Origin of the sequence: Natrinema ejinorense (assembly GCF_002494345.1) — an archaeon.
Classification (GTDB): Archaea; Halobacteriota; Halobacteria; order Halobacteriales; family Natrialbaceae; genus Natrinema; species Natrinema longum.
On sequence record NZ_NXNI01000001.1, the window covers coordinates 671156 to 693044 of the forward strand.

Sequence of the window (21889 nt, forward strand, 5' to 3'; positions counted from 1 at the left end):
GATGGCAGCAACAGCAACAGGACCGTTCGGATTCGCACCGGCGATCGCAGTGTTCCCGCTCGTGGCCTTCGTAATCGCGCTCCTCTTCGGGAAACGCCTGCCGAAAAAGGGCGCGATCCCGGGTATCCTCGCGACGGGGGGGTCGCTCGTGGTTTCGCTGGTTATGTTCGCGGCCGTCGCGGGCGGCGACGTCCATCACACGACGCTCTACGAGTGGACGGCCGGCGCTGCCGAGAGCGCCACCGGGGTCGAGACGATCGCGTTCTCCTTTGGGATCCTGATCGATCCGCTCTCGGCGCTCATGCTGGTGATCGTCTCGCTCGTCGCCTTGCTCGTCCACGTCTTCAGTCTCGGCTACATGAACGCCGAGGGAGAGACCGGGTTGCCGCGGTACTACGCCGAACTCGGCCTCTTTACGTTCAGCATGCTCGCGTTCGTCTTCGCGGACAACCTGCTGATGGCGTTTATGTTCTTCGAGCTCGTCGGCCTCTGTTCGTACCTGCTGATCGGGTTCTGGTTCCGGACGGAATCGGCCCCCTCGGCCGCGAAGAAGGCGTTCCTGGTCACCCGCTTCGGTGACTACTTCTTCCTGATCGGGGTCGTCGCCATCGCGGCGACGTTCGGCACGGTCGGCTTCGCCGGCGAGGAGTCGTTCGTCACCGCCGCCGAGACGGCGATCGACGACGGCACGACCCTGTTCGGCTTCGACGCCGAGACCTGGGTGACGATTACCGGACTGCTCGTCCTCGGCGGGGTGTTGGGCAAGTCCGCGCAGTTCCCCTTCCACACCTGGCTGCCCGACGCCATGGAGGGTCCGACCACCGTCTCCGCGCTCATTCACGCGGCGACGATGGTCGCGGCCGGGGTCTACCTGGTCGCCCGGATGTTCGGCTACTACGCGCTGAGTCCGACCGCGCTGACGATCATCGCCTTCGTCGGCGGCTTCACCGCCTTGTTCGCCGCGACCATGGCCGTCGTCAAAGACGACATCAAACAGGTGCTGGCGTACTCGACGATCAGCCAGTATGGCTACATGATGCTCGGTCTCGGCGTCGGCGGCTACGTCGCCGGCGTCTTCCACCTCATGAACCACGCCTTCTTCAAGGCCTTACTGTTCCTCGGTGCCGGTGCCGTCATCATCCTGATGCACCACGAACAGGACATGTGGGAGATGGGCGGCCTCAAAGACAAAGCGCCCGTCACATACTACACGTTCCTCGCCGGCGCGCTCGCGCTCGCGGGGATCGTCCCCTTCTCGGGCTTCTGGTCGAAAGACGAGGTGCTGTTCGATGCCCTGGCCGTCGGGTTGGAGCAGCCGATCATCCTCGCGGCCTACGCGATGGGGCTGCTCGCCGTGTTCTTCACCGGCTTCTACACGTTCCGGATGGTCTTCCTGACCTTCCACGGCGAACCCCGGACCGAGACGGCCGCCGATCCCCACGCGGTCGGCTGGGCCGTCAAGGTCCCGCTGCTCGCCCTCGGGACGCTCGCGGCCGTCGCCGGCTTCGCGAACCTCGCACCCGTCGCCGAACTGCTCCACGCCGACATCACCTTCCTCGAGTCCTGGCTCGACGGCGAGTACGGCGCCGTCGAGGGGCTGACCTACCACGCGTACCACGAGACGGTCGCGTTCGAGGAGGGCGTCATCGGCTCCGAGACGACGACGATGCTGCTGAGCGCGGGGCTGTCGCTCGGCCTCGCGCTGGCCGGCGCGTTCACGGCGCACACGCTCTACAACGTGCCCGAGCCGTCCCGTCACACGGCGAAACTCGGCGGCGCGTACCGCGTCCTGAAACACAACTACTATCAGGACGAGTACCAGGTCTGGCTCGCGGAGGGTCTGACGCTGCCGCTGGCTCGAGCGGCCGATCGGTTCGATCAGACCGTCATCGACGGGGTCGTCAACGGCACGTCGACGGTGAGCCTGTTCGGCAGCAGTTGGATAAAGCGGCTGCAGACTGGTATCGTGACTAACTACGCGGCGTTGCTGGTGGCCGGATTCATCGGCTTACTGTTGCTGCTGGGCGCTCTCGGAGGGTGGTTCGTATGATGATCGAAGCACTGATCGCGGTCGCACTAATCGGCGCGCTGGTAACCTTCATCGCGCCGAATCGCATCGCCGGCAAGCTGGCCTTCGCCATCAGCCTCGTACCGGCGGCGCTCAGCCTCTGGCTGTTCGCCGCCTTCGACGGCAGCGGGAACGCCCTTCGCGACGGCGAACTGGCGTTCGAATCGCAAGCGGCGTGGCTCGAGGTCGGGAACTACTCGATCTCGTGGTTCGTCGGCCTCGATGGCATCAGCCTGCCGCTGGTCGTCCTGACGACGATCCTCTGTACGCTGGCGATCGTCAGCTCCTGGACGCCCATCGACGAGCGCGAATCCCAGTTCTACGGGCTCATCCTCTTCATCGAGGCGAACCTGATCGGCGTCTTCGCGGCGCTGGATTTCTTCCTCTGGTTCGTCTTCTGGGAGGCGGTCCTGATCCCGATGTATCTGCTGATCGGTATCTGGGGCGGCCCACGCCGGAAGTACGCCGCGATCAAGTTCTTCGTCTACACGAACGTGGCGTCGCTGGTGATGTTCGGTGCCTTCATCGCGCTCGTCTTCGGGCTCGGTGACTCGGTCACCTCCTTCGCGTTGCCCGAAATCACGACTGCGATGCTCGATGGCGGTCCCGAGGGCCTCTTCGGCCTCGGCGGGACGACGCTCGCCTCGGTCGTCTTCGTCGCGATGTTCCTCGGCTTCGCGGTGAAGGTGCCGATCGTCCCCTTCCACACGTGGCTGCCCGACGCCCACGTCGAGGCGCCGACGCCGGCATCGGTGTTGCTCGCCGGTGTCTTGCTGAAGATGGGGACATACGCCCTGCTTCGATTCAACTTCACGATGTTCCCCGATCAGGTGGCGACCTACGCGGTACCGATCGCGGCGATCGCCGTGATCAGCGTTATCTACGGCGCAATGTTGGCACTCGCCCAGACCGACCTCAAACGGATCGTCGCCTACTCTTCCGTGTCGTCGATGGGCTACGTCATCCTCGGGCTGGTCGCGTACACCCAGTTCGGGGTCGGCGGGGCGACCTTCCAGATGGTCTCGCACGGCCTGATCTCCGGGCTGATGTTCATGGCCGTCGGCGTCATCTACAACGCGACCCACACACGGATGGTTACCGACATGTCGGGAATGGCCGACCGAATGCCGATCGCAGTCGGTATTCTCATCGCCGGTGCCTTCGGCTATATGGGACTGCCGCTGATGAGCGGGTTCGCTGCCGAGTACTTCATCTTCTTCGGTGCCTTCGGGTCCGGAATCCCGTACGCACCACTGTTTACCGCGCTGGCGATGTTCGGCATCGTCATCGTCGCGGGCTACCTGCTCTTTGCGCTCCAGCGGACGGTGTTCGGACCGTACCGACTCGAAACCGACTACGAGGTGGGCCGCGCGCCCGTCCACGACGTCGCGTCGATGGTCGTGCTCCTGGGACTCATCATCGCCCTGGGCGTGGCTCCCGACCTGATCTTCGACATGATAACCGACGCAATCGATCCGATCGTCCAGGGAGGTGAGTTCTGATGGCGGTTCTGCAACTTCCCGAGTGGACGGCACTCGCCCCGGCGCTCATCCTGGCAGGGACGGCACTAATCCTGTTCCTGATAGATAGCATCGACCCCCACTCGACGAATCGCACGCTGCTGGCCGGCACCGCCGTCCTCGGCTCGCTGTCGTCGCTGGCCGTCGCCGTCTGGTACACCGCCGCCGGCGTCGGCGCGACGGGGATCGACAACTATGGCGTCATCGACCTGCTGGGCGGCCAGTTCGTCGTCGACCAACTGGCGCTGTACTTCATGATCATCATCGCGGTCGTCACCGCCCTCGTCGCGGTCGCGAGCCACGATTACCTTCGGGATCACACCTACCAGGCCGAGTACTACTCGCTGGTCATGCTTGCCGCGACCGGGATGTCGACGATGGCCGCCTCGAACAGCCTCGTGACGATCTTCATCGCGCTCGAGTTGACGAGCCTGCCGTCGTACGCGCTCGTCGCGATCTTGAAGGACAACCGCGGCAGCGTCGAGGCCGGCCTGAAGTACTTCCTGATCGGGGCCGTTTCCTCGGCGATCTTCGTCTACGGCGTGAGTCTCGTCTACGGCGCGACCGGCTCCTTGCAACTCACGAATATCGCTGCGGTTCTCGAGAGCGGTGACGGGGCCGTCGCCGAGATGGACGGCCTGCTCGGACTCGGCATCCTCATGTTGATCGGCGGCATCGCGTTCAAGACCGCGAGCGTGCCCTTCCACTTCTGGGCCCCCGAGGCCTACGAGGGCGCGCCCGCGCCGATCGCCGCGTTCCTCTCCTCGGCCTCGAAGGCCGCCGGCTTCGTGCTCGCCTTCCGCGTGTTCACGACGGCGTTCCCGCTCGAGGCGACGACGGCCGTCATCGGCGTCGACTGGACGCTGGCGTTCGTGATCCTCGCGATCGTCACCATGACGGTCGGGAACTTCGCGGCGGCGACCCAGGAGAACGTCAAGCGGATGCTCGCCTACTCCTCGATCGGCCACGCCGGCTACGTGCTGATCGGGCTCGCGGGTCTCTCCGCGGACGGCGGCGAACTCGTCATGGGCGCGGCCATGATGCACCTGCTGGTCTATGGCTTCATGAACACGGGCGCGTTCCTGTTCGTCGGGCTGGCGGAGTACTGGGGCGTCGGCCGGGCCTTCGAGGACTACAACGGCCTCTCGACGCAGGCTCCGTTCGCCTGCGGGGCGATGGCGATCTTCATGTTCAGCCTCGCGGGCGTCCCGCCCTTCGGCGGCTTCTGGAGCAAGTATCTCCTCTACAGCGCGACGCTCGAGGCGGCCGCGGACAACACCGTCTTGCTCGTCCTCGCGGCCGCGCTGGTGATCAACAGTGCGCTCTCGCTGTACTACTACTCGCGGCTGGTCAAGGCCCTCTGGATCGAGGAGCCGATTCTCGACCGGGACTCCCTCGCCCAGCCGACGGCGCTCTACGCGGCGATCGTCGCCGCCGCCGTGATGACGGTAGTCATCCTGCCGGCGTTCGGCCCGATCGCCGACGCCGCGACCGAGGCGGCGGCCGCGATCGTCACGCAATAGCTCCTGCCAGTCAGTGCCCGCCCAGCCACACGGCGGGTCGCTGCCGGGCCGGGTCCCAGTGTCAGCGGACCCTACGAGGTGCCGACGAACGACCCGGTAGCTTTTACCGGCCGGGGTTGCAAGCCGCGATAAATGGGTTTCCGGCTGGTGCTTGGCTGCGGGACTGTCTGTCGACAGGTGACGGAGCGGCTGCCAGATCGCGACGGGGATCGATCGCTCGTCATCACCGACGACGAAAGCACCGTCGAGACGTTGCGCGAGGAGAGCGTGCCGGCCCGCGACGCCGACCCCACCGATCCCGCGACCATCGCGAACGTCGACCGGCCGGACCTGATCTTCGTCGCCAGCGACCGTACGGACGTCAACCGGGCCACGCTCGAGGCCGCTCGGGACCGCTTCCCCGAGGCGGTGATCGTCGCCTATCTGGGCGGGAACGCGACGGCTACGGATCGCGATCGGTTCGACGAACTCGCCGACGCCGTCGTCGATCCCGACGGCGCTATCGCCGCGCAGGTACTCGACGACGCGGCGAGCCCCTCGGCCGAGGCCGCGATCGAACTCCGGGAGTACCTCACGGGGATCGACGGCCGACTGGCGGTCGTGGCCCACGACAACCCGGACCCGGACGCGATCGCGAGTGCCGTCGCGCTCGTAGACATCGCCGAGTCGGTCGGCGTCGACGCCGACGCCTGCTACTTCGGCGAGATCTCTCACCAGGAGAACCGGGCGATGGTCAACCTGCTCGACCTCGACCTTCGAAACCTGGCTCCCGATGCGTCGATCTCGGAGTACTCGGCCTTCGCGCTGGTCGATCACTCCCGCCCCGGCGTCAACGATCAGCTCCCCGAGGACCTCCACGTGGATATCGTCATCGATCACCATCCGCCTCGAGGCCCGGTTCCCGGCGAGTTCGTCGACCTTCGGCAGGGAGCGGGCGCAACCAGTACGATCCTGGCCGAGTACCTCGATCGGTTCGACCTCTCGTTCGACGTCTCGACCGCGACGGCGCTGCTGTACGGGATTCGGATCGATACGAACGACTTCACTCGAGAGGTCTCTCCCGACGACTTTCGGGCCGCGTCGCTGTTGTGGCCCCACGTCGATAGTTCGCTGCTCGATCAGATCGAACAGCCCTCGCTCGAGGGCGAGACCCTCGAGACGATCGCCAAGGCGATCAAGAACCGAGTCCAGCGCGGGTCGGTTGCGGTCGCGAGCGTCGGGCGCATCGGTGATCGAGATGCGTTACCCCAGGCGGCCGATCAGTTGCTCACGATGGACGGCATCGAAACGACGCTCGTCTTTGGCTTCAACGACGAGATGGTGTTCCTGTCGGCCCGGTCGCGGGCCGCCGACGTCGATCTCGGAGAGACGCTTCGGGACGGATTCGACCGGATCGGCAGCGCGGGCGGTCACGCCGACATGGCGGGTGCACAACTCGAGATAGGCATCTTGGGCAGTGCCGACGACGAGGGGGAGGTCGAGTCGATCGTCAGCGTGGTCGAAGAGGTGATCACGAACCGCTTTTTCGAGGCGATCGACACGCGGCCGGGGGTTCCGGTCGGCGCGTACACCCAGACCAGCGAGTGGCTGTTCACCCAGCGGGGCGAGCGAGACGACGGCGAGTCGGCGTAATCGGTGTGGGTGCCAGCGGCGCGGACCGTCAGTGACAGTCCTTTTGCGCGGGGCTCTCGTAGTTCGGGTATGGAAGTCGCGTCGGACCGGACGAAGCCGAAGGTCGAAGACTACATGACGCGTGACGTGGCGACGGTGTCGCCCGACGAGACCGTCGGCGACGTTTCGACGCGGATCGCCGAAAGCGAGGAACACAGCGGCTTTCCGGTCTGCGATCGACGCCGCGTCGAGGGGTTCGTCAGCGCCCGCGATCTGCTGCTCGCGGACGACGACGATCCGATCTTTACCGTCATGGCGACCGATCTGCTCGTCGCCCATCCCGAAATGAAGGTGACGGACGCCGCACGCGTGATCCTGCGGTCCGGCATCCAGAAACTCCCCGTCGTCGACGACGCGGGCAACCTCGTGGGGATCATCTCCAACGCCGACGTCATCCGCAGCCAGATCGAACGCGCGACCCCCGAGAAGGTCGGCAAACTCATGCGAACGCTCGAGCAGATCCACGAGATCGAACTGACGGAGGAGCGACGAACGGTTCCCCTCTCGGAGCTGACGCCGACGCAGGGCCGGGTCTACGCCGACGAACTCGAGGGACGGCGGTACGAACTCGAGCGTGGGCTGGCCGAACCGTTAGTGGTAATCGACAACGATGGCACGCTCCTGTTGGCGGACGGCCATCACCGCGTGCTCGCGGCCGACAGGTTGGATATCGACGAGATGGATGCCTACGTTATCGTCATCGACCAGGAGATCGATCTGGGGATGGCACGGACGGCCGAAAAGGAGGAGCTAGAGCGGATCGACGACATCGACGTCGTCGACTACGCGCGCCATCCGCTGGTCCAGACGACGAAGCGACTCCAGTCCAGGAGCGGAAGCGACGACGACGACGGACTGGTGTAGACGAGAGCGATCACGACGCGTCTCGAGGGGTTCCGCGTCGGAACGGCTGGTGCTACTCCCGCGTCCGAGCAGTGTTCACGGTCGGTATCTCGCTTTCGCTGTCGTCGCCACAAAGGTTTAACTCCGCGCGAACCCTCCTCCTGTACGAGTAGACACATGAGTTCCGACGATACTGACGAGCATCCGGTCGACGGGACAGAGGAGGACGAGGAACCGATCGAGGGACCGGACGACTTCTTCGCAGACGACGGGGAAGGCGTCGGCCGAGCGCCGACCGCCGAGGAACTCGACCAGCGAATCGTCGACCTGCTCTCGTGGATCTTGGACACGGAGACCCGCGCGAAGATCTACGTGTATCTGCTGGCAAACCCCGGGAGCACTTCCGAGGAGGTCGCGAAGGGGACCGGTCTCTACCCGAGTACCGTCCGCGAAGCGCTCGCGGAACTCCACGACGAAGACCGCGTGACACGAGAGAAACGGGCCAGCGACGGTGCCGGGAACAACCCCTACGAGTACGCGGCGATCCAGCCGAGCGAACTCGTCGGCGGCGTCGTCGACCAGGTCCAGCACGAACTGAACACCATCTTTCGGCTCGATCGCGTCCTCGACCGGGAGCCCGACCGGGAGTCGAGCCCCGACCTCGAGGACGACGTCGAACCGGTCACGATCACCGTCGACGACACGGCTCCGACGGCGGACACCGATGCCGATTCGGACGATGAATCGGGGACCGACGGCGACGTCATCGAGTTCGACGACGACGGCGATGCCGACGACGATCACAGTCAACCGACCTGATCCGGTCGGTCGGTTTCGGATTACTTACTCCTCGAGTTCGAGGACCGTCGGCCGCTCGAGTTCACGGTCGCGGCCGACTGCCTCGACGGTCGTCGTCGGCCAGCGGTCCGTCGCCGTCAGGAACTCGATTTCGTCGTCGGTGACCAGTGCGGTGTCCTCGCTTTTCGCCCCCTGAACGGACGGATTCCACGCGTAGGCCATCGGCGATTCGACCGGCGCGTCGTGGTCGGGCGTCGCGATCCACTCGCGTCCGGCGAAGCCGGCAGCGCCGCCCTGATGGTGATGTTCCCACTCGCCGTCGTAGCCGACCGCGTCGTAGGCGTTCTGGATCGCGGCGAACACGTCGCCAGCGGTTTCGCCGTCGGCCCCACTGCCGCCGCTCGTGGCGGCCGCCTGGGTCGCCGCCAGCGCCGTCGTCTCCACGCGAGCGGCGGCCTCGTGGCGCTCCTCGAGCCACGATGGCGGATCGAAGGCGACGGTCCGAGTACAACTCGCGTGGAGGCCGGCCCGCTGGGTGGTCACGGAGACGAGCGCGTAGTCGCCGAGTTCGGCTTCGGTCGGCGTGTAGTGACGATACTGCTGGACCCGCTTTGCACCCCCCACGAGCACGACGGGCGTTTCGATGTTCCGCGCCGAGAGGGCGACTCGAAGCGCCGACGCGACCTCGTGTTCGGTATCCTCGGGGCGCAGTTCCCGACAGACTGACTCGACGGCGGACGCCGTCTGCCCGCCGAGTTCGCGGTATCGCTCGCGGTCGCGGTCGGTCAACGGCTGGCGCAGTGACGTCGGGTCGATGCGCGTGAACCCCGGAATCGAGACGTCGGCCACGGCCCGGTCGTCGCCGTCGACGTGCGCTGCGATCGCTTCCTCGAGCGACGATGCGTGCCAGGGAACCTCCACGATCGAAACCTCGCTCGCCTCGAGATCGGGGAGCTCCTCCGCGACGAGCCGGTCGGCTTCGATGTTGTCCGTCACGAGGGACACCTCGTCCCCGTCGTACCCCACGGCAGCGACGCCGGTATCGGCTTCGCGGTCGACGACGTTGCTCCCGCCCGTGAACCACGCAAACGAGTTGGGCCGGGCGAGCCAGATCGAATCGAGGTCGTGGGACTCGAGGGCAGCCTCGAGTCGCTCGCGTTTGTCCATGTCGGGTTCTGGCGAGGATCGTTCTTGAATCCGGCGAACGCTTCTTTGGTGGCCAACCGAAGCGGGCTGTCAGGACGTGGACGAACCCATGGCCCTGTCGAACCCGATCGGCTTCCGCCCCGTTAGCGCTCGAGTCGCCGTTCGATCGGCCGGTCGTGGAGGTCGACCGTCGCGGCAAAGACTGTTCCGAGGACGACGCCGAACAGGGCGTGACCGAGCAGGCTGCCGGCAGCGGTCGTGGGAAACTGCTCGGTGCTACCCCCGACTGCGGTCGCCCAGACGGGGAGGACGAGCAACGGGAGAACCGCCCAGACTGCGATCCCGTAGACGAGACCGGCACCGGTCATCCGGGAGGGGACGCCGGTTCGAGAGAGCGCATCGGTTTCGACGTCGGTCCACAACACGCCGAGGACCGATGGGCGCGTGACGAGGAAGCCGAACACGAGTCAGAGGACGATTCCGTGAGCGACGTGGATCGCCCAGCCGAGGGGACCGGCTGGCTCGAGGCCGTAGATCGCGGGGATCGCGGCCTCGAGGACGTCCGGCTCGAGGAGCACCATGACGATCCCGAACGCGATCGCGCCGACCGCGCCACCGAGCGCGCCGCCGACGAGCCAGCCGGCAGGGCCACTCACTCCGAACGCGGCTGCGGTGTCGGATTCGCCACTCATCGTCGGACGGCTACCACGAAGGAGTCCAAAAGCGTTGGTGGGGTCAGCGATTCGGTATCTCGGCTCCGGGTGACAGTTCCGAGCCCGAGCATTGTAGTGGCTCGCTCGCGAAGCAATCCCGTGGAGTACGAACTGCTCGCGTGGCCGCCCGACGGACCCAAACTCCGACTCGACCACGAACGGTTCAGCTACGCCGGCAAGTTCGTCATGACGAACACCGGCAAGGCGGTCGCCCGCGCCGACGACGGCCGGCTCGTCGGGGCCGTCGCGTTCAACGAGGATCGCACCGACGGCGACGTGCTGTGGCTTCGCTACGTGACCGTCGACCGCGACCGCCGCGGCGAGGGGATCGGCCCTGCGCTCTGCCGGCGAGTGCGGGATCGCGCCCTCGAGCGCGGCTACGACCGACTCCGGATCGCCGTCAACAACCCCTACGCCTACGAGGCGCTCTATCGGACGGGATTTGTCTACACCGGCGAGACGACGGGTATCGCCGAACTGATCCTCGAGTATCCGACGTCGACCGACGAGCCACGGTGGGACGAACGGGACCGGTATCAGGCGGGTCTCGACGAGTTTCGCGACCGCGACCTCTCCGAGGCGGAGGAGACCTTCCTTCGCTCCCGGCGCGAGGCCGAGCCCCCCGCCCTCGAGTCCGGCGAGTAGCGATCTCGGCTTCGCCGTCGACTGCTCCGCGTTGTGTTCAAGCACCCGATTCAACTCGCTCGGGGGCGAACGCGATGGTATGGTCGATGAGCCACTCGACAATCTCGACCGCCGTATCCTGCACTTGCTCCAGGTGGACGCCCGCGGTGCCAGCGACACGGCCATCGCCGACGAAACCGACGTCACAGGGACGACGATCAACAATCGGATCACGCAACTGGAGGAGAAGGGCGTCATTCTCGGCTACAATCCCGAGATCAATTACGAGGCCGCGGGGTATCCGATGCGCGTCCTCTTCATTTGCTCGACCGACCTCTCCCGGCGGTCGGAAATGGCGGAGCAGGCACTCGAGGTGCGGGGCGTCGTCAACGTCCGGGAGATGTTGTCCGGCGAGGAGAACCTCCACGTGGAGGTAGTGGCCGAAGCGACGACGGACATCAAGCAAAGCACCGAACAGTTAGACGAGCTGGGGCTACAGCTCGTGAGCAGCAACATCCTGGCGGAGGAACACGTCCAACCGTGGAATCACTTCCACCAGGAACTCGTCGGCGAGCCCGACGCGCTCTCGGACCGCGAGTCCACCGAAGAGTAGCCATCGAAGCCGATATTGATTGGAGTATTGAACTGTTACCGGCGAGTCTCCGGCCGAATCGCCCCCGTTCGCTTGAAAAAACCAATCGGCCAGCGGTCTCTCCACAGGATTGTAAAGTATGCAAAGTTATCGCAAAAAAGAGGTTAAGAGGGGCGAGACCAATCGATACGTGATGGCAGGACCGCATACGTCACGACTGACCGAAACGTTCGATCTTTTGTCGCATCCCTACCGGCGCTACGTGCTATACTATCTCACGAGAGAATCCGAGGCGGTCGGGATCGACACCCTCGCAGCCGTGATCGCCAACTGGGACGGTGACGGGACGATGACGGCTCCCGGGAGCGGTCACGGAGACGTCGAGACCGCGCTCCGTCACACGCACCTCCCGAAACTCGCCGACGCCGGCATCGTACTGTTCGGCGCGAACGCGGACGCGATCGAGTTCAGGGCAACGGACAGGTTCGACCGGTTTCTCGAGGAGACGGCACGTCTCGACGGCTACGTGCAAACCGCCACCAGCGAGTGACTGTGAGAAGCGCACGCGGTCGACTGGATCGTTCAATCGTAGCGGATCGTCAATCCATCCTCGGTGATTCGAATCCCGTAATCGGCGATCGAAAACGAAATAACGAGCCGACTGTCGGCGGTAACGAGCGCATCGAGTGCTTCGGGATCGACGTAATCGTAGAGGGTGTTGTCCAGTGTCGTCGAGAGGTCGGCCGGTGTAACCTCTTCTAAGGACGCGATCGCTCCGATGATAGCCATACTCGGCTCGGTGGTCGCCCAATCGTAGTGATGGTGGACGGTCTCGGAGTAGGTAGAGCAGTCACCCATAGCCACCAGTAGCGCTGAGTTCGCTTATAATTGCCGTGCCGTGTGAACGAAAGCGACCCCCGCTTGGACGGTCGCTGCCGCTGTGGGGTCGCCAGTTCCGTCGCCGGGGGTCCGGAAGGGTGAGGACGGTTCGCTCGCTGACCGAACGCGGATCCACGGGGATGCCGACTGCGAAGCCAACGATTCAAATCCCAGTCCGCCTAACTGCCGCCAATGGGAAACGCTGCACTTCGGGACATCGCCGTCATCGAGGACATCCCCTTCGCGGACATCGAGGGCGTCGTCGCCGTCGACGCACACAACTGGCTCTATCGATACCTGACGACGACGGTCAAGTGGACCGACAGCGGCACGTACACGACCGGCGACGGAACCGAGGTCGCCAACCTCGTCGGGATCGTCCAGGGACTCCCCAAGTTCTTCGAACACGACATCACGCCGGTGATGGTCTTCGACGGCGGTCCCTCGGAGCTCAAAGACGACGAGATCGAGTCCCGGCGCGAACAGCGCCGCAGCTACGAGGAGCAACTCGAGACCGCCCGCGAGGAGGGCGACGCAGTCGCGATCGCCCAACTCGAGTCTCGTACCCAGCGACTGACGCCGACGATTCAGGAGACCAGCCGCGAACTCCTGCGACTGCTCGACGTCCCGATCGTCGAAGCGCCGGCGGAGGGCGAGGCTCAGGCCGCCCACATGGTCACGCGCGGCGACGCCGACTATGTCGGCTCCGAGGACTACGACGCCCTGCTCTTTGGCGCGCCGCTGACGCTACGTCAGCTGACGAGCAAGGGCGACCCCGAACTGATGGACCTCGAGGCCACGCTCGACCACCACGAGCTCACCCTCGAGCAACTGATCGACGCGGCGATCCTCATCGGGACGGACTTCAACGAGGGGGTCTCCGGCATCGGTCCCAAGACGGCGATTTCGGCGATCACCGAACACGGCGACCTCTGGAGCGTCCTCGAGGCCCGGGGTGCACACATCGAGTACGGTGACCGCGTTCGACAGCTGTTCCGCGACCCGGACGTGACGGACGACTACGAGGTCGACGCGACAATCGAGCCCGACCTCGAGGCCGCACGGGCGTACGTCACCGAGGAGTGGGGTGTCGATTCCGACGAGGTCGAACGCGGGTTCGAGCGCATCGAGGAGAGCGTCACGCAAACGGGGCTGGATCGCTGGACGTGATCGGCGGGACGGACGTTCGCAGCCGCGTTCGACCCGCAGACCCGACCGCGAACCCCTCACTGATCGCGCTGCAATCGATCCGGAACGAGATCCCGATACGCGAGTTCGGCCGCGTTTCCGGCGTCGCTGACGGCTGAGAGGTAGCCGAGCCCGACGGTCGTCTTCAGCGCCCGTGCCGGTCGTCCCGTCACTACCCGCGAGCCGATCGTCGCGACCGCGCCGTCCCCGACGCTGACGACCCAGCCGGGCGATTCGAAGGTGAACCGCTCGAGGGAGGGGCTCGCGCGTTCGATATCGCCACCCGCTGCGACGAGTGTGGCGACGTTTTTCGCGACCGTTCGCGCCTCCCGCACGGCGGCCTGTGCGCTCGCCGGGACCGGCTCCCCGTCGGCGTCGACCGCGCGAACCGCATCCCCGAGCGCGAACGTCCGCCCGTCGAGGCGGAGATCGCTCTCGACCGTCGGCCGCTCGCCCCCGAGTGCGTCCGCGCCCCGGATCCCGCCGGTCCAGACGAACTGATCGTAAGGGACGCGGTCGCCGGACTCGAGTGTGACGTGGGTCTCGTCCGCTCGGAAAACGGCCGCGTCGGTCCGCACGTCGATTCCCTGGGCCTCGAGTGCGGTCCGAACCGCTCGCTGGAAGTCGGCGGGAAAGTTCGGTGCGACGCTGTCGAGTTGCTCGAGGATCGTGATCGTCGCCGCACGACGTTCCTCGCGGGCGAGGGCCGCGAGTTCCCCCGCGACCTGCACCCCGGAGAGGCCGGCACCGCCGACGACGATCCGGGGGTCGTCCGAGCGGAGGGCCGTGAGCGTCCCCGATCGAATTCGATTCGCGTGTGACAGTCGCTTGAGCGGGGTCGCGTGTTCGCGAACCCCCTCGAGCCCGTAGTCGGCCGTCCGTGCGCCGAGACAGATCGCCGCCACGTCGTAGGACAGCGAGCCAGTAGCGAGGGAGACGACTCGCTCGCTCCGGTCGATCCCCTCGACGCGGGCGATCTGAACGGTGGCCCGCTCGAGCACCTCGGGCAGCCCGACCGTGATCGCGGCGGCCAGTTCCGGCCGGCGTATCACCCGATGGAGTTCGTGCTGGACGAGGTGGTCCGGCGACTCGTCGACCAGCGTGATCGCAGCCGTCTCGGGGAGTTGTCGCTCGAGGAGTCGCGTCAGCGTCAGCCCCGCGTAGCCGGCACCGAGGACGACGACGTGCATACACGAACTAGACAGCGCTGGAACATAATTTCTCGGCGGATTCGTCGGGGGTGTGGCTCCGCCGCGCCCGCGAGAAACGGATCCGTCGTCAGAACAGGTGGTCGTCTTCCTCGAGCAGGCGAGCGGGGCCGCCGACGTCCCAGACGGTGGTGGAGACGCCACAGTCCGAGACCACTTCTTCGACTTCCTCGGCGTGTTCCTCGGTGGTGTTGACGTAGACGCTGGCACCGGTGTCCGTCGAGAAGTAAACCGGAACGTCCTCCTCCTCGCGGAGTTCGCGCACGGCGTTGAAGACCGCGAGGGTGGCCGGCTGCCAGTAGACCCACCCCGAGGGGCCGGTCATGGTCGTCGCGGCCAGCGACAGCGAGTCGTGTTCGGCGCGTTCGAACACGCCCTCGAAGTCGTCGTTTCGCAGGGAGTCACGCATCTTCGCGATCTGTTCGTGGATGTGGGCGTTGCGGGCCTGGAACATGTGGCTGTCGGCGGCCTCGCGGTGGGCGTCGTCGGTGTCCTTGTGGTAGGGGACGAGGCCGACGACGATCTTGAGGTCCTCGTGGAGGTTCGATGGGATCCGCTCGGAACGACAGTCCTCGTCGTTCATTCCGGTGCGGAGATGCGAGAAGGCACCGGTGACCGCCCGCGCGGCCGAGGCCGACCCGACGCGAGCGATCGTCGAGATCTCTCCCTTGGAGGCGTCGAGTTCGGCCGCCTCGGCCAGGGCCATCGCCGCGGCCGCAAAGCCGGAGGAGGACGATCCCAGCCCGACGTTGGTCGGGAAACTGTTCTCGCTCTCGAGGCGGACCGGGTAGACGGTGTGGGCGGCGTCGGACTTCGAGCGGGCCTTCTCGACGACGGCTTCGACCCGTTCGTACGCGCGCCCGTCGAGTTCGTCGCCGTCGACGACGAAGGTGTCCTCCTCGTAGTCCATCGAGAACTCGACTGTCGTCCGGGTGTGGCTGGGGGCCGTACAGACGCTGATACTGTCGTGATAGGGCAGCCGCTTGATGTCGTCGCGCATCCCGTGATACTTGACCAGCCCCTGAATGGGGTGGGCCATGGCCGTGGCTTTCATACCCACATAGGTGGCTGAGGGCCGCTTAAAGCTCACGGCATCCGGCGACCGGTTTCGGTCCGGGACTGACTCCCACGTTGGAAATTCGCTACAGCTAACATTCCGCGGCCGACGCTCGAGTCGCGAGACCAACGCCGAAGGCAGATTGCGTCCGTTCCGCCGCCGAGCCTCTCCGGAATCCGAACGCTAAACAGAACCGGTTCCCACCACCCTCCTATGGGAACCCCACGCGAGACGCCGCAGGCCCAAGCCGAGGCGGTAGTCGACCGCCTCGAGGCGGAGTATCCCGAGTCGACGATTTCGTTGCGGTACTCGAACCGCCTCGAGCTACTGATCGCGGTGATCCTCTCGGCGCAGTGTACGGACGAGCGGGTAAACAAGGAAACGAAGCACCTCTTCGAGACGTACGACGGGGCCGAGGACTACGCGAACGCGGCACAGGACGAACTCGCGGAGGATCTGAACTCGATCACCTATTACAACAGCAAGGCGGAGTACATCCGCGACTCCTGTGCGACGATCCTCGAGGAACACGACGGCGAGGTACCCGATACGATGGACGAATTAACCGAACTCTCGGGTGTCGGCCGAAAGACGGCGAACGTCGTCCTCCAGCACGGCCACGATATCGTCGAGGGGATCGTCGTCGACACGCACGTCCAGCGGCTCTCGCGGCGGCTGGGGCTGACCGAGGAAAAGTACCCCGAACGGATCGAGCAGGATCTGATCGAGATCGTCCCCGAGGCCGATTGGCAGCAGTTTACCCACCTCTGTATCGACCACGGGCGGGCGACCTGTACGGCACAGAATCCCGACTGTCACGACTGCGTGCTGGCGGACATCTGCCCTTCGGAGAAAGGCGACAGCGAGATCGACCTCGCCTCCGGCGACCCCTGGTAATCGGCGAGCAGACGGCCGGAAACGGCACGATCGGTACGCCGACCTTCGCAAGCCCAACGCCCTTTCGGTAGCCGCCGATACCCCACGTCGGGATCACTATGTCCGACACCACTGACGAACACGAGACCACCGACAAGGACGAACACGGCCGCGACGTTCAACTCGAGAAGGAGCAAACCGATCCGGAGGAAACGCGAGACGAGGAGGGGCTCACCGAGGAAGAGAAGGAAGCCCGAGAGCGACGGGACGACGCGCAACGCCGTCAGGACATCGAACAGCAATCCGACGACCGGGAGGACGACGCCCTCGAGAATGCGAATCCGGACCACCACCGGGACGAGGAGCCGTACAACAGCTGAGACGGTTTGTTGTCCCGATGTCCCGGTGGGACCGGGACCGCCGCGACCCCACCGGGACTGACGGACAGAAGACCGTATGAGACGGTCTGTCGTATCCCCTCGAGTCACCGGCTACGATAGCCGCTCGTCGGGGACGCACAACGTCGAGAGCGTTCCGTCGGCGGCGACGACAACCCGCGACTCGGGCGTTACCATCCCGGCCGATCGCCCGTCGACGACGAGTGTCACGTCGCCTTCCTCGCGTTCGACCGTAAACGTCGACTCGTCGTGTGGAAGCACCCATCGGCGCGTCTGGGTGACGAACGGCCCGATCGGCGCGACGGCGATTGCGTCGATGGCCGGCGAGAGCTGTGGTGTATCGATAGCACTCGCGTAGCCGTGGCTGCCCGCCGGCGTCGCCGCGACGACGCCATCGGCGCGGAAGGTCGCGACGGGCTCCCCACGGCTTCGGACGCCGTACTCGGAGATCCGTGCCGGTTCGTCGGTGATGAGCGTCACGTCGAACAGGGCACGTTCTCGGTCCACGACACTCGCGGGCTCGCCGTCGCGCGTCGACTCGAGGACGACGTCCAGAACTGGGTGGGACCGACGGACGCTGTCCCCATCGAGGACGGCCGCAAGTGCATCGGGAAGTCGATCGCGATCGATCGACTCGATACCGGAGACGGGACCGACCGGCAGGACGGGGGAGTCGACGCCGGCACGGGCGATCGCCGACAGGGCTCGTTCGCCGGCCGTCACCAGCACCGACGGGTCGGCCGCCAGAACGTCCTCGAGGTCCCCGCTACTGATCGTCCCGCCGGCGTCGACGATTGCCGTCTCGAGAGCCTCGCCGATCCCGATCGCGTCGCTGGCCGCGTCCTCGGGATCGACGACGCCGACGACGGGAGAACTGCCCGCGCTCCACGCGCCATCCATGGCCGTCAGTTCACACGGCCCGCTCAAAAGCGTACGGTTGTCGACCGCGTGCCGGCGGTCGATCAACCGATACGAGACCGTCGGCGATTGCATCGGGGGATCGGCTTCCCGATGGAAACGGGACCCGTCTTCGACGGCCGGTCACAGTCGTAGCGAACGGCCCGCCTCCGACGGTCTCATACGGACTCCTCAGTCAGCGCCGGCGCAACCACACGGCGGTTCGCGGTTGCGCCGGGAGATCGGGACAGGGGACCGTATCACTCGTCGTAGGGCCAGTCGCCGGTAACCCGCATCCCTTCGGCGAGATCCTGGGACTCGAGATCGGCCGCGATCGCCTCGGGATCCCTGTGGTCGACCGTCAGTTCCGTCCGAGCGAGCGCGACGACGTACTCGGTCAGGAGGATGGCCTGCTCGCGCAGCGTTCGGGGCTCGAGTTTCTCGATCGTATCGGCGAAGGTGTGTCCCCACCCCCGTCCCGGACCGTCGGCGATCGACTTGACGTGACAGCCGGGGACGCCCCACTGGACGAACGACCAGTGGTCGCTGTGGGGCCCGACCTTCGGGACCGTCCCGATCGGGTGATCGTACCGGTCCGCGATCTCGTTGGCGACGTCTCGGAGTTCGTCGAAGCCGTGCGTGATGATCGAGAGCGTCCGATCGCGGACGACGCCGTCGTTGTTGACGACCGCCGTGATCGCGTCGTGGTCGGCGTCCTCCGCGTAGCGCGTGGATCCGATCAGACCGACCTCCTCGGCCCCGAAGGCGACGAACTCGACGCGAGTCTCGAGGTCGTCCTCGCGCGTTGCGAGGGCGTTCGCGATCTCGATCAGCATGGCGGTGCCGGCGCCGTTGTCCATCGCGCCCTCGGCGATATCGTGGGCGTCGACGTGACTCGTCACGAGGACGCGCTCGTCGGTGTCGGGACCGAGTTCGGCGTGGACGTTCTGACTTTCCGCAGGGTGAATCGCCGCGTCGACGGAGACCGTGATCGACTCGCCGTCGAACCGTCTGGCGAGTCGTGCGCCGACCTCGCTCGAGACGCCGACGGCCGGAATCGGGCCGATCGGCTCTTCCTTCCAGCCCACGCTGCCGGTCGGGGGGAGGCATCCCTCCACGTGGTTTCGGTAGACGAACCCTGCTGCCCCGTTCTCGATGGCGTAGTGGTATTTCTCCCGGCGGTGGAGGTACCGGTCGTAGTAGTCGGGAACGTCACTGCGGACCATGACGATCGCGTCCTCGACGTCGGTGTCGTCGAAATCCTCGGGCAGGCCGTAGCCGAGATCGACCAACGGGGCGACGACGCGGTCGTCGGGGCTGCGCGGAAGGGCGATACAGTCCTGACTGGTGTCGCCGGCCAGAATCGCGCTCTCGCCTCGCGTCCAGCCCTGTATCTCGAAGGGCTCGAGGCGGGCGTTTCGCGCGCCAGCGTCGGCCAAGGCGTCCCGGGTCAGTTCGGCGGCTTCCCGTTCGCCCTCGCTGCCGGCCATCCGGTTGCCGATATCGACGAGCCCCTCGAGGTGAGTCCAGCCACGGTCGCTCTCGAAGACGGTTCCGATCCAGTCGGTCATAGTTCGACCGTGGAGCGGCGGCCGGGTAATTGTACCGCCCGATCGCGGTCGCTGAGCGGAAACTGAAATTATGTTGTAAAGTGTTGTTGACACGCCGACTACGAATCTTTTTTACGCCGCTCCATCTCGGAGTCGATATGCGGGAGACGCTTGCCGACTGGCGGCCGGCCATCGACGAGGCGATCGCCGATCTGGTCCCACGCGAAATCGACGCCGACTATCTCGAGTCGTTTTTTGGATCCCCGACCTACGAGTACGATCCGACCGGCATCCAACGCGCGTTAGCGACGCCGCTGTGGGACCTGCTCGACCGGGGTGGGAAACGATGGCGCGCAGTGCTCTTTCTCGTCCTCGTCGAGGGATTCGGCGAGGACCCGGCCGAGTACTTGCCCTACGCTTGCATCCCGGAGATCCTGCACAACGGGACGATCATCGTCGACGACGTCGAGGACGGGGCCACGATTCGGCGCGGCGAGCCGGCGCTCCACCGGATTTACGGCCGCGATATCGCGCTCAACGCCGGCAACGCGATGTATTTCCTGCCGCTGAAGATCCTCACGCGGGATCCGGCCGACCTCCCGGCCGAGCGGCGGCTAGCCGCCTACGAAATGCTCATGCACGAACTCAACCGGACACATCTCGGCCAGGGGATGGACATCTGCTGGCACAACGAAACCGAGGTCCGGATCGGCACCGACGAGTACCTCGAGATGTGTGCGTGCAAGACCGGGTGCCTGGGTCGGATCGTCGCCCGTCTCGCTGCGATCATCACCGACCAACCCCCCGAGGTCGAGGAGGCCGTCGCCACGTACGCGGAACTGACCGCGATCGCGTTTCAGATCGGCGACGACATCTTGGACGTCGAGCACTCGCTGGGTCGAGCCGGCGAGTTCGGCAAGGCGTTTGGCAACGACATCCGCGAGGGGAAAACGACCCTCCTGGTCATCCACGCGATACAGGAGAGCGAGCCTGACCGCGCCAGCCGGCTCGAGGAAATCCTCGCGAGCGAGGACAACACCGACGACGAGATCCGCGAGGCCCTGTCGATACTCGAGGCGGCCGGTAGCATCGAGTATGCGCGCGAACGTGCGCTCACGCTGTCCGCACGGGCCCGCGAGGCGATCGACGGGCTGGCCTTCGACCCGGAGACGACCCGCAAATTAAACGAGTTCACGGAGTTCGTCATCGAGCGCGATACGTAGCGGATCGAACGCCACTGGGATCGAAAACGACGACTGTCTCCGGTGGCCCGCAGTCGCCGCGACCGGGGGCTGTGGTCACCCCAGATCCTCGTCCCGCTGGGACTTCCGGAGGATGAACGGCCCCATCGCGAGCGTTCGCTTCGCGACGGTCACGACCCGGAGGACGTAGACGGTGAAGACGACGAACGGCGTGATACCGACGATGAACCCCGTGCTCGTCACCCAGACGAGGTTGTCGACGCCAAGCGTCGTGCCGGGAAACGTGCTGGCATCGACGTACATCAGCATGATTCCCGTCAACAAGAGGGCAGGTATCGACGCGTACAGCAACGCCCGTGAGAGATTGATCAGTTCCCACTGGAAGTACAGCGTCTTGAAGTGCTCCCGAGCGGGGCCGAAGAGCTTCAGGAGCGAAATCATCTCGTCGATCTCTTCGTCGGCGTCGGCCGACAGTTCGTCGTCGTGATCGGCACGGAGCTTGCGAGCGTCGTAGATCTTTCGGGAGTAGTTGAATTTGAGCGCGTTCCAGATCACCTCGAACGTGCCGAACTGGGCGCCTTCGAGGTCTTTCTTGACGCTCCGAGCGTTTTCGGTGATGTCGTCGACGTAGCTGTCGACTTTCCCCTGGAGGTCGTCGCTGTGGCCGGGCTCGGCCGCTATCGCCGACTCGAATTCGTTCGCTTCCTCCTGGATGCCGTCGACGAGTTCGTAGAGGAAGGCGGCGGGTTCGGGCGGCGTCACGTCCTCCTCGAGTTTCCCTTCCAGATCCTGGCGAAACTCCATCGCCGCTTCCATCCGTTCGCGCTGGTCGCCGACCGCGCCGAGTTCCTGGGAGAGCACCAGCTGGTTGATCGTGACGACGATCGACGTTCCCGTGATGACCGCGCCGATAAAGGCCGAGAAGATCCAGAAGGTCCCGTTGTTCGACGCGACGATCACGCGAAGCGGGGTGAGCCCGACCTGACTGAGGCCGACGAGAACGACGAACACGACGACGAGTACGATCCCCGTCAACGCCCAGCGGTTTATCCGAAGCAGGAGATACAGCCGCGGGCCGGCAAGCCGTCCGCCCCGGTTCTCGTCGGCGTCCGAATCCGAGATATCCATTCGGCGAT

The 21889-nt window shown here is 65.6% G+C and carries 20 protein-coding genes and 1 pseudogene; 13 read left to right on the forward strand and 8 right to left on the reverse strand.

Annotated elements, in window-relative coordinates; all coding sequences use genetic code 11:
* Position 1: 1 nt before the first annotated feature.
* The 6 genes from nuoL (at position 2) to CP557_RS03515 (ending at position 8444) form a co-directional block, all read left to right on the forward strand.
* Entirely contained in the window at positions 2–2050 is a 2049-nt protein-coding gene (nuoL, locus tag CP557_RS03490; RefSeq protein ID WP_211290170.1) for an NADH-quinone oxidoreductase subunit L, read from the forward strand.
* Complete coding sequence (locus tag CP557_RS03495; protein WP_097378627.1) at positions 2047–3570, forward strand: complex I subunit 4 family protein; 1524 nt, start codon at positions 2047–2049, stop codon at positions 3568–3570. The genes nuoL and CP557_RS03495 overlap by 4 nt, the downstream gene beginning before the upstream one ends.
* The gene (locus CP557_RS03500) at positions 3570–5111 is read left to right on the forward strand and encodes an NADH-quinone oxidoreductase subunit N (RefSeq protein ID WP_097378628.1); all 1542 of its coding nucleotides are present in this window, start codon (positions 3570–3572) and stop codon (positions 5109–5111) included. The genes CP557_RS03495 and CP557_RS03500 overlap by 1 nt, the downstream gene beginning before the upstream one ends.
* A 132-nt stretch (positions 5112–5243) precedes the next feature.
* Entirely contained in the window at positions 5244–6743 is a 1500-nt protein-coding gene (locus CP557_RS03505; protein ID WP_097378629.1) for a DHH family phosphoesterase, read from the forward strand.
* Positions 6744–6812: 69 nt separating this feature from the next.
* Positions 6813–7646, forward strand: a complete 834-nt coding sequence (locus CP557_RS03510; protein WP_097378630.1) for a CBS domain-containing protein — start codon at positions 6813–6815, stop codon at positions 7644–7646.
* Positions 7647–7802: 156 nt separating this feature from the next.
* Positions 7803–8444 (forward strand): helix-turn-helix domain-containing protein, encoded by a 642-nt coding sequence (locus CP557_RS03515; RefSeq protein WP_097378631.1) that lies wholly within the window; start codon positions 7803–7805, stop codon positions 8442–8444.
* A 24-nt stretch (positions 8445–8468) separates the two neighbouring features.
* Here CP557_RS03515 and CP557_RS03520 read toward each other — a convergent pair whose 3' ends face one another.
* Both CP557_RS03520 and CP557_RS03525 read right to left on the reverse strand, forming a co-directional pair.
* On the reverse strand, positions 8469–9590 hold the full coding sequence (locus CP557_RS03520) for a M24 family metallopeptidase (protein ID WP_097378632.1): 1122 nt from the start codon (positions 9588–9590) through the stop codon (positions 8469–8471).
* A 122-nt stretch (positions 9591–9712) separates the two neighbouring features.
* Positions 9713–10261, reverse strand: a pseudogene (locus CP557_RS03525) (hypothetical protein).
* 120 nt (positions 10262–10381) lie between these two features.
* On the opposite strand from CP557_RS03525, the gene CP557_RS03530 reads away from it, so the two are divergent.
* From CP557_RS03530 to CP557_RS03540, 3 genes are all read left to right on the forward strand, one after another.
* A complete protein-coding gene (locus tag CP557_RS03530; RefSeq protein WP_097378633.1) occupies positions 10382–10927 on the forward strand; it encodes a GNAT family N-acetyltransferase in 546 nt (181 codons plus the stop codon).
* A gap of 79 nt (positions 10928–11006) precedes the next feature.
* The gene (locus tag CP557_RS03535) at positions 11007–11519 is read left to right on the forward strand and encodes an Lrp/AsnC family transcriptional regulator (protein WP_097378634.1); all 513 of its coding nucleotides are present in this window, start codon (positions 11007–11009) and stop codon (positions 11517–11519) included.
* A 172-nt stretch (positions 11520–11691) separates the two neighbouring features.
* The gene (locus CP557_RS03540; RefSeq protein ID WP_245852886.1) at positions 11692–12048 is read left to right on the forward strand and encodes a DUF7344 domain-containing protein; all 357 of its coding nucleotides are present in this window, start codon (positions 11692–11694) and stop codon (positions 12046–12048) included.
* A 32-nt stretch (positions 12049–12080) separates the two neighbouring features.
* Here CP557_RS03540 and CP557_RS03545 read toward each other — a convergent pair whose 3' ends face one another.
* A complete protein-coding gene (locus tag CP557_RS03545; RefSeq protein WP_097378635.1) occupies positions 12081–12356 on the reverse strand; it encodes a HalOD1 output domain-containing protein in 276 nt (91 codons plus the stop codon).
* Positions 12357–12569: 213 nt separating this feature from the next.
* On the opposite strand from CP557_RS03545, the gene fen reads away from it, so the two are divergent.
* Complete coding sequence (gene fen / locus CP557_RS03550) at positions 12570–13547, forward strand: flap endonuclease-1 (protein WP_097378636.1); 978 nt, start codon at positions 12570–12572, stop codon at positions 13545–13547.
* A 56-nt stretch (positions 13548–13603) separates the two neighbouring features.
* Here fen and CP557_RS03555 read toward each other — a convergent pair whose 3' ends face one another.
* Together CP557_RS03555 and mvaD are read right to left on the reverse strand one after the other, a co-directional pair.
* Positions 13604–14755, reverse strand: a complete 1152-nt coding sequence (locus CP557_RS03555) for an NAD(P)/FAD-dependent oxidoreductase (protein WP_097378637.1) — start codon at positions 14753–14755, stop codon at positions 13604–13606.
* 88 nt (positions 14756–14843) lie between these two features.
* Complete coding sequence (gene mvaD / locus CP557_RS03560) at positions 14844–15827, reverse strand: phosphomevalonate decarboxylase MvaD (protein WP_097378638.1); 984 nt, start codon at positions 15825–15827, stop codon at positions 14844–14846.
* 216 nt (positions 15828–16043) lie between these two features.
* Here mvaD and nth point away from each other — a divergent pair, with 216 nt between their 5' ends.
* Together nth and CP557_RS03570 are read left to right on the forward strand one after the other, a co-directional pair.
* Positions 16044–16727: an endonuclease III gene (gene nth / locus CP557_RS03565; protein WP_097378639.1), complete on the forward strand. Its 684-nt coding sequence runs from the start codon at positions 16044–16046 to the stop codon at positions 16725–16727.
* A 98-nt stretch (positions 16728–16825) separates the two neighbouring features.
* Positions 16826–17086 (forward strand): hypothetical protein, encoded by a 261-nt coding sequence (locus CP557_RS03570; RefSeq protein ID WP_097378640.1) that lies wholly within the window; start codon positions 16826–16828, stop codon positions 17084–17086.
* A gap of 111 nt (positions 17087–17197) precedes the next feature.
* Here the strand turns inward: CP557_RS03570 and CP557_RS03575 are convergent, their stop codons facing one another.
* Both CP557_RS03575 and CP557_RS03580 read right to left on the reverse strand, forming a co-directional pair.
* Positions 17198–18004 (reverse strand): NAD(+)/NADH kinase, encoded by an 807-nt coding sequence (locus tag CP557_RS03575; protein ID WP_097381515.1) that lies wholly within the window; start codon positions 18002–18004, stop codon positions 17198–17200.
* 257 nt (positions 18005–18261) lie between these two features.
* Entirely contained in the window at positions 18262–19572 is a 1311-nt protein-coding gene (locus tag CP557_RS03580; protein ID WP_097378641.1) for a M28 family peptidase, read from the reverse strand.
* 137 nt (positions 19573–19709) lie between these two features.
* On the opposite strand from CP557_RS03580, the gene CP557_RS03585 reads away from it, so the two are divergent.
* Positions 19710–20774 (forward strand): polyprenyl synthetase family protein, encoded by a 1065-nt coding sequence (locus tag CP557_RS03585; RefSeq protein WP_097378642.1) that lies wholly within the window; start codon positions 19710–19712, stop codon positions 20772–20774.
* A 75-nt stretch (positions 20775–20849) separates the two neighbouring features.
* Here the strand turns inward: CP557_RS03585 and CP557_RS03590 are convergent, their stop codons facing one another.
* The gene (locus tag CP557_RS03590; protein WP_097381516.1) at positions 20850–21875 is read right to left on the reverse strand and encodes a hypothetical protein; all 1026 of its coding nucleotides are present in this window, start codon (positions 21873–21875) and stop codon (positions 20850–20852) included.
* Positions 21876–21889 lie beyond the last annotated feature (14 nt).